Below are 7,535 nucleotides of genomic sequence, written 5' to 3'. Positions count from 1 at the left end.
TCGGTGAGGCGGGCGGGGGTGGTGCCGCCGGTGAGGGAGTCGAGGTCGCAGATGACGGTGACCTTGGTGGCCTTGTGTCCGCCCGAGAGGACTGAGGTGAGTGCGGCTGCCGTCCGCTCGGCCAGGTCGCGGTGGTCGTCGGTGCCTGCGGGTTTGGCGAGGGGGGCGAGGGTGCCGTCCCAGCTGGCGGTGTCTTCGGCGTTGAGCCAGCCGTGGATGTAGCGGCCGCCGTCCAGGGAGCGGGTGGAGTCGATCCAGGAGTGCTCATAACCGTGGCGGGTGTCGGTGTCAGGAGCCTGCTGGTGTCCGTCGCGTTCGGTGATGACGTCGCGGATGCGGCGGCCGAACGAGGCCACCTTCCCCGCCGAGCAGCCCTGCTCGACCAGCCCCAGCAGAATGTCCTGCGCGGCGGCACAGTCAGCATCGTCCAGGCGGGCGGCGGCGTCGGCGATGGTGGCGGCGTACCCGGTGGACAACTGTCCGGCGGCCCAGCGCTCCGCCACTTCGGGGAGGCGGTGCCGCTGCCGGGCCAGGGTGAGGCGTTCCTTGGCGCGGTTCTCGCGCATGCCCAGCCGGGAGCGCAGCCAGGCCCGGGTGGAGGGGAACCCCCAGCGTTGCACTTCCCGGCCCCGGTCCACCACCTCGACCAGCCCGGCCAGGGCCGCCTCCTGCAGGTCACCCGCCGCAGCGAGAGTCTCGGCGAGTTCCATGCAGGCCGCTGCGGACTCGGGCGGGGGCCGGCGGGCGAGTTCGGCCGCGATGCCTGCGACGGCGTCCACCAATTCGGTGGTGGACGCCTCGGCAACGTCGATCCCGGCCGCTTCCATGACCTCTATTTTACCCGACCGGACCCGCCATTGCATCGAATACCGGTTCGAATTCTTGTCGCTTTCTTGTTGTGCACAGAAAGTGCAGCAGATACTTCCAAGAATGGCATTTCGGGAAATTCCGACACCGCTTCCCTGGCAGGTGGCCGCCACGTCAGGGGGCGAAAAGACGGGGAAGTGAAGCTCGGGGGCGGAGCGTGGGCGAATGGCCGCGTCTACTCCTGGACGAGCCGACCGACGAGCTCGACCTGGCGCGCGCCGGCAGACCGACGTCACCGAAGAGCGGCGGCGGTCTCACATGCTGCGCAGACCCCGATCGGCGAAGGCGATCAGCCACTCGAAGCTCTCGTCGATGTCGGCGCTCCACTGGAACCCGTTGGACGCCTGCAACGTGCCGAAGCCGTGACACAGACTGCGCAACGTGCGTAGAGCGTGCTCCACGTCGGACTCCGGGACCTCGTAACCGCGCAAGACCGCCGTGAACGCGGTGAGCAGCCGCTGACCGGCGGCGGCCAGCGGATCGTCCGGGCCGGACGGCTCCACGCCGATCGTCGCGGCGTACCGCCCGGGATGCGCCACGACGAAGGCGCGGAAGGCACGCGCGGCGGCCGCCAGGGCGTCTCGGCCCGCGTACCCCTGGATCGCACCGCCGACGGCGTCGGCGGCCTCGTTCAAGGCCAGGACCGCAATGCGCCGATTGAGGTCTTCCAGGCCGTTCACGTGCTTGTACAGGGACGGGGTGCGCACACCCACCCGCTCGGCCAGCAGCCCCATTGTCAGCTTGGCGAGGCCCACCTCGTCCGCGAGAGCGGCACCGGCCGCGACCACGGCCGCCGAGTCGAGTCCGGCCCTAGGCACGGGCGGCGTCCGAGCGGAGGAAGTCGAGGATGAGCGAGACGACCTGGTCGGGGAACTGGTCGTGCGGGTAGTGCCCGGCCCCCTCGATCATCTCCAGACGGCCGAGGCCGGACGGCAAGGCGTCGACGATCGCCGTCCCCTCGGCGTGCGGGTCGGCCCAGTCGGGGTCGAGCGTGCCCTCCACGACGAGGACCGGGCAGCGGACGTTGCCGAGCTGCGCGCCCGCGTCGGTCGGAGCGCTGCGGCCCATGCCCTGCATGGCCTTCATCCGGCCCGGCTCGCGCATCAGGAAGTCGATGCGGGCGAGCCGCTCGTCCCAGTGGGCGGGCTTCGCGCCCGGGTAGGCGACGTCGAGGTAGGAGCGCCAGAGCCGCACGCTGCCGAACATCGCGGTGCCGAGCAGCCGCAGCATGCCCTGCCGGAACCGCTTCACCCGCAGATCGCCCAGCTTGATCGACTGCTTGCGCGTGAACGGCGCCAGCTCGACCACCGCGCTGACCAGCGAGGGCTCCTGCGCGGCGGCGATGGTGGCGGCACCGCCCGAGACCGAGTGCCCGACGAGCACGGCCGGCCCGCCCAGGTGGCGGATAACGGCGAGCAGATCCCCGGCGATGGCGGTGCGGCTCCACTCGGACCAGTCGACACTCGACTCGCCGCAACCCCGCAGATCGACCGCCGCGACCCGGTACCCCGCCTCCACCAGCGGCGGAGTCACGTCCCGGTATGCGGCACGGCTGTCGCCCATACCGTGCGCGAGGACGATCAGCGGACCGTCCCCCGTCACCTCGTAAGCGATAGTGCCGCCCTCGACGGCCAGGTACTCGGTCACGACGTCCTCCAACTTGGCTAACAGGATTAGCTAGAAGCTAACGTGATTAGCCGTCCACGTCAACCGTGCACCCTCCACTGGTGATTACGGGGCTGCATCAAAGGAGGTCGCATGCGTAGGGCGGCAAGAGCAGGGGGCCGACGACCGCCACGGGCACCAGCACCGCGATCCGCCGGCCGAGGAACGGAGGCGCGCGTCCGGGCGGCCTACCGCCCGGCGGCGCGGCGCCGTTCGATCAGCGCCTCGATGCCGTCGAGCAGCAGGTCGAGCCCGAAGACGAAGTCGCCGTCGTCCACCCAGCCCTCGGCACCGTGCATGGCCCCCGAGCGCATCGCGGCCGACAGGGCCGGATAGGTCTCCGGGTCGAGCAGTCCGGCCAGCATCTCGCCGTAGCCGGCGGCCCCGGTGATCGCCGCGGCCTCCATCTGCGGGTCGCCGCCCCCGACGCCGTGGACGATCGCGGCGTCGGTGAGCGCGTACCCGGCGAGGGCGCTCGCCACGTTGACCTTCTCGCCGTCGTGGAGCCCCGTGCCGTCCAGGGAGGCCAGTGCGCGGTCGAGCCACAGCAGCCGCCGCGGACCGAGCGGCGGGACGAGCCGGTCGATGGACAGCAGCCACGTGTGCTCCAGTACGGCGTCGCGCTGCGCCCGGCACCAGAGGGCGAGGTAGTCCCGCCAGGGGAGGCCCCGCAGATCGGGCGGCGCCGCCGCGACGGCGTCGGTCATCGCGGTGAGCAGGTCCTCTTTGCTTCCGACGTACCGGTAGAGCGCCGTCGTCGCCACGCCCACCCGGGAGGCGACGCCGGCCATCGAGACGCCCGCCAGCCCCTCGTCATCGGCGATCTCGATGGCGGCGGTGGTGATCGCGGCCAGGTCCAGCCGCGGCCGCGGTCCGCGGCGCGGTACCGGCTCGCGCCCCCACATGCGCCGCAGCACGGGCGGCAGCGACCGGTCGTGCGCCATGGAACCCCCTCCTTGACCCCCTCTCGGGATTGTGGCACGCTCAAAATAGTGAACATGATACACAGTACGACATTCACAGATGCGATCCATGCGCGCGGCCTGACCAAGTCCTTCGGCGCGACGCGGGTGCTGGCCGGGATCGATCTGACCGTGCCCGCCGGGTCGCTGCTGGCCCTGCTCGGCCCGAACGGTTCGGGCAAGACCACCACCGTGCGCATCCTGACCACGCTGCTCGCACCCGACGGTGGCGCCGCTGCGGTGGGCGGGCACGACGTGGTGCGCGAGGGCGCCGCGGTGCGCCGGACGATCGGCCTGACCGCCCAGCAGGCCACGGTGGACGACATGCTGACCGGGCGGGAGAACCTCGAGCTGTTCGCCGGGCTCAGCCACCTGGGCGGACGGCGGGCCCGGCGGCGGGCGGACGAGCTCCTGGAGCGCTTCGGCCTCGCCGCGGCCGGGAGCCGGCGAGCCGCGACCTACTCGGGCGGGATGCGGCGCCGGCTCGACCTCGCGGCGAGCATGGTGTCGGAACCGCGGATCCTGTTCCTGGACGAGCCCACGACCGGGCTCGACCCGCGCGGTCGCGCCGAGCTGTGGTCGGTGATCCGCGAACTGCTGGCCTCCGGCACCACCATCCTGCTCACCACCCAGTACCTGGAGGAGGCCGACCGGCTCGCCGACCGCGTCGTGGTGATCGACGGCGGCCGCGTCGTGGCCGACGACACTCCCGCCGCGCTGAAGCGCCAGGTCGGCGCCGAGCGCCTGATGCTGCGCCTGTCCGGGGCCGGCGACGTGCCGCGCGCCGCGTCCGCGCTCGGCGGTGACGCCGGGGCACGTCTCGACACGGAAGCCCGCGAGGTCACCCTGGCCGTCCAAGGCCCCGACCACCTGCGCCGCACGCTGGACCTGATGCACCGCGCCGGCGTCCGCGTCGAGCGCGTGGAGCTGCGCGCCCCCACCCTCGACGACGTCTTCTTCGAGCTGACGGAGGGAGCGGCATGAGCGCCGTCCTGACCGCGGCGGCCGACCTGCGCCGCCTCGTCGTCCGCGACCTGCGCCGCGAACTGCGCATCCTCGACGGCCTCATCATGAACGCCGTCCTGCCCGTGGTGATCATGGTGCTGTTCGTGTACGTCTTCGGCGGGGCGATCGACACCGGCTCCAGCGCCCTCGCCTACATCGACTTCGTGGTGCCCGCCGTGCTGCTCATGTCCGGCGGCTACGGCGCCGCGCTGACCGCCGCGGCCATCGCCGAGGACATGACCGGCGGGATGATCGACCGCTTCCGCACCCTGCCGATCAGCGGCTGGACGGTCCCCGCCGGACACGTTGTCGCCTCGCTCGTCCGCAACGGCGCGGCGTCCGGCATCGCCCTGCTCGCGGCCGTCCTCCTGGGTTTCCGCCCGGACGCCTCCCTCGCCGACTGGGGTCTCACGCTGGCACTGCTGGCGGGGTACATCCTGGCGGTGTCATCGGCGGCGGTGCTCTGGGGGCTGCTGGTCAAGTCGGTCCAAGCGGCCGGTGCGTTCAGCTTCCTCGTCCTGTTCCTGCCGTACCTGTCGGACGGCTTCGTCCCGGCCGAGACGATGCCGCGGGCGCTGCGCGGCTTCGCCGAGAACCAGCCGATCACACCGATCGTGGAAGCGCTCCGGTCACTGCTCCTGGACCAGCCGATGGGCTCCGCTGGAACGGTGGCGGCGGCCTGGCTCACGGGCGCAGTGCTGATCAGCGTCCCGACCGCGGCCCTGCTGTTCCGCCACCGAACCTCGACGTAACGGACGAGGCCCGGCTGTGAGGGGCGGGTCGGCTCGAGCCATTGTGCTTGAGGACGGCTATTGCGTTGCTGTCGGTCGTCGACGGTTCAGGGCGTAGACGGTCAAGCCGTTGTCGGCCTCACTCAGCCGACTGATCAGCTCCAGAAGCGTCATGGTGTGTCCGCCTGGTCCGCTGGTTGCTGCAGAGCCGCGCGGTGCGTGGGGTTCTGGGTTCGTAGAGGGCGGGCCGGTTCACGGCAGGTCGTACCGGCCGCCTCGTATGTCGGTCACGAACGCGGTCCAGTTCTGCGGGCCGAACGAGAGGTGCCCTGCGTCCGGGGCCTTGCTGTCTCGCACTCCGACCTCCGCAGCGAGGTCGGCGACCTCCACGCAGTCGCCGTTCTGGCCGCTTCGTGAACTCTTGCGCCACGGCTTGTTCGGGCTGTTCATCTCGCAGACACTCCAGATGATGCTCAGCTGCTTGCAGCCGCTACCCGTTTGATCAGCGATATCGAAGCATCAGGGTGCAGGGCAGCGGCGAGTAGACGGTCAAATGCCACCATATATGCCTCGATGTCACTTGTGCCCTCCAGGTAGATGCCGTCCGGGATGGCCTCCAGGTACACCACATCGGGATCGGTTGCCTCGGCAAAGCCGAGGATGACGAACGGGCCGGTGGTGCCAGCGTGTGCGCCGCATCGGAAGGGGATGACCTGAATTGTCGTCTTCCCCTGTTCCGACATTGTGATCATGTGTGAAAGTTGCTCGCGCATGATCGTCTCGCTGCCGACAATGCGATGTAGCGCTCCCTCGTCCAGCACCACCCAGAGGCGCGGACGGTCCGTCTTTGCGAGGACCCGCTGTCGAGCCATGCGTACTTGCAGCCTGCGGTCGATCTCGTCGGCGTCCAGTTCCTGAGGCCCGCCACGGATCATGGCGCGGGCGTAGTCGGGGGTTTGGAGCAGGCCGGGCACTCCCAGGGGTTGGAACGTGCGGATCGATGCTGCGCCGGCTTCGAGGCCGATGAAGACCTCGTAGGGGTTTGGGAGGACGTCGCGGAAGGAGTGCCACCAGCCGGGTTGGCGGGCCTCGCGGGCAAGCTGGATGAGCCCCTCTTTCTCGGGGCCCGTGACGCCGTAGAGGTCGAGTAGCTCGCGGACGCTGCGAGGCTGTGGCCTGGTGCGGCCGGTCTCGATGCGGAACAGGGTCGAGTTCGCCCACTCCAGGCGGCGCGTCACCTCGTCGCGGGTGAGACCGGCGGCCTCACGGCGCCTCGTCAGCTCCAGCGCGAGGCGGCGGGCGCGGAGGAGCGGGCTGTGACTCCGGTCTTGCTTGCCTGACACGTGGTTCTCCCTGTGTGAGCCGGATTTCACATGCAGTATTGCGTAGAGCGTGCACGTAGTGCATTCTTGCGGACACAGAGTGCCACCGCGTGAAGGCGTGGCGCAGGAGAACAGAGAGAGCGGCCCCGGTCGGTGCGGCTACACCGAGACCCGGGGCCTCGCCCGACTGGAAGGAGTCGGACTGTGGGCAATCTACCCAACCCGCGAGCACTCGCCGTGCCCGATGGGCAGGTGCAGGACGGGGTGACGTTGGAGCGGTTTCGGGTTCTCGTGCGGCTCATGTGGGCCCTTCGGGAGGTCGGGCAGGGGTCGGTTCTCTACCTCGACGCCGCGGCGGAGCCCGTGCTCTCGGTTCCGCTGGTCGCGCGGCGGCGGTCGCTGGCGGTGCTCGGCGTCCAGGAGCGGGACGGGCGGTGGGCCTATCTGTGGGATGCGGCCTGCAAGGTTCCGGCCGAGTCGGTGCGGCTGGCCGCCCGGCGGATCGCGGGGGTGTCGTCGTGATCGTCTGGGAGCGGAGGGACGCCCGGCTGTCGTCCAGTGAGGGGCTCGGCGTCCGGGACGTGCGTGCTTACGTGCGGCAGATGCTGGAGGGGGTTGAGCACTCGTTCGACCTGGACGACGTCGACCTCATGGTGTGCGAGATCGCCACGAACGCCGTCCGCCACACCCATAGTGGGCTGCCGGGAGGTGGGGTGCGAGTGTCCGTGCTGGTCTCGGCCACGCGGCTGCGGGTGGAGGTCCAGGACGAGGGCGGTGCGCGTGCGCGACCGATCGTGCCGCCCCAGCGGGACGGGCTGAGCGAGTCCGGGCGCGGGCTCATGATCGTGGACGGGCTCGCCGACCGGTGGGGGATCGTCGACGGCAAAGACGGGGTCTCCGTGTGGTTCGAGGTGGCGGGCGGATAGCAGAGTGGTGATAGCCGCCGGGTGAATCGGTATTTGTCCGGTGGCTCGGGGCGGGGG

The 7,535-nt window shown here is 70.6% G+C and carries 10 protein-coding genes; 4 read left to right on the top strand and 6 right to left on the bottom strand.

Annotated elements, in window-relative coordinates:
* From E1284_RS36540 to E1284_RS36525, 4 genes are all read right to left on the bottom strand, one after another.
* Positions 1-827, bottom strand: an 827-nt coding sequence (locus E1284_RS36540) for a DUF222 domain-containing protein (protein ID WP_165965567.1), incomplete at its 3' end; no start/stop codon positions are given.
* Positions 828-1,121: 294 nt separating this feature from the next.
* Entirely contained in the window at positions 1,122-1,685 is a 564-nt protein-coding gene (locus tag E1284_RS36535) for a TetR/AcrR family transcriptional regulator (RefSeq protein WP_207924159.1), read from the bottom strand.
* Positions 1,678-2,514, bottom strand: a complete 837-nt coding sequence (locus tag E1284_RS36530; protein ID WP_131944717.1) for an alpha/beta fold hydrolase — start codon at positions 2,512-2,514, stop codon at positions 1,678-1,680. The genes E1284_RS36535 and E1284_RS36530 overlap by 8 nt, the downstream gene beginning before the upstream one ends.
* A gap of 206 nt (positions 2,515-2,720) precedes the next feature.
* Positions 2,721-3,476, bottom strand: coding sequence for a TetR/AcrR family transcriptional regulator (locus E1284_RS36525; RefSeq protein ID WP_131944716.1), 756 nt, complete (start codon positions 3,474-3,476; stop codon positions 2,721-2,723).
* Between the two features lie 54 nt (positions 3,477-3,530).
* On the opposite strand from E1284_RS36525, the gene E1284_RS36520 reads away from it, so the two are divergent.
* Both E1284_RS36520 and E1284_RS36515 read left to right on the top strand, forming a co-directional pair.
* Entirely contained in the window at positions 3,531-4,478 is a 948-nt protein-coding gene (locus tag E1284_RS36520; RefSeq protein ID WP_131944715.1) for an ATP-binding cassette domain-containing protein, read from the top strand.
* Positions 4,475-5,251: an ABC transporter permease gene (locus E1284_RS36515; RefSeq protein WP_131944714.1), complete on the top strand. Its 777-nt coding sequence runs from the start codon at positions 4,475-4,477 to the stop codon at positions 5,249-5,251. Before E1284_RS36520 ends, E1284_RS36515 begins: the two co-directional genes overlap by 4 nt.
* A gap of 231 nt (positions 5,252-5,482) precedes the next feature.
* Here the strand turns inward: E1284_RS36515 and E1284_RS36510 are convergent, their stop codons facing one another.
* Positions 5,483-5,680 carry a DUF397 domain-containing protein gene (locus E1284_RS36510; protein ID WP_131944713.1) on the bottom strand — a complete coding sequence of 66 codons (198 nt, stop codon included), beginning with the start codon at positions 5,678-5,680 and terminating at the stop codon, positions 5,483-5,485.
* Between the two features lie 23 nt (positions 5,681-5,703).
* Positions 5,704-6,573 (bottom strand): helix-turn-helix domain-containing protein, encoded by an 870-nt coding sequence (locus E1284_RS36505; RefSeq protein ID WP_131944712.1) that lies wholly within the window; start codon positions 6,571-6,573, stop codon positions 5,704-5,706.
* Between the two features lie 183 nt (positions 6,574-6,756).
* On the opposite strand from E1284_RS36505, the gene E1284_RS36500 reads away from it, so the two are divergent.
* The gene (locus E1284_RS36500; RefSeq protein WP_131944711.1) at positions 6,757-7,074 is read left to right on the top strand and encodes a hypothetical protein; all 318 of its coding nucleotides are present in this window, start codon (positions 6,757-6,759) and stop codon (positions 7,072-7,074) included.
* Complete coding sequence (locus E1284_RS36495; protein ID WP_131944710.1) at positions 7,071-7,478, top strand: ATP-binding protein; 408 nt, start codon at positions 7,071-7,073, stop codon at positions 7,476-7,478. Before E1284_RS36500 ends, E1284_RS36495 begins: the two co-directional genes overlap by 4 nt.
* Positions 7,479-7,535 lie beyond the last annotated feature (57 nt).

It is taken from the genome of Actinomadura bangladeshensis, from assembly GCF_004348335.1.
GTDB lineage: Bacteria > Actinomycetota > Actinomycetes > Streptosporangiales > Streptosporangiaceae > Spirillospora > Spirillospora bangladeshensis.
Note: the sequence above shows the minus strand (reverse complement) of the source record. Positions and strands in the feature narration are given on the sequence as shown.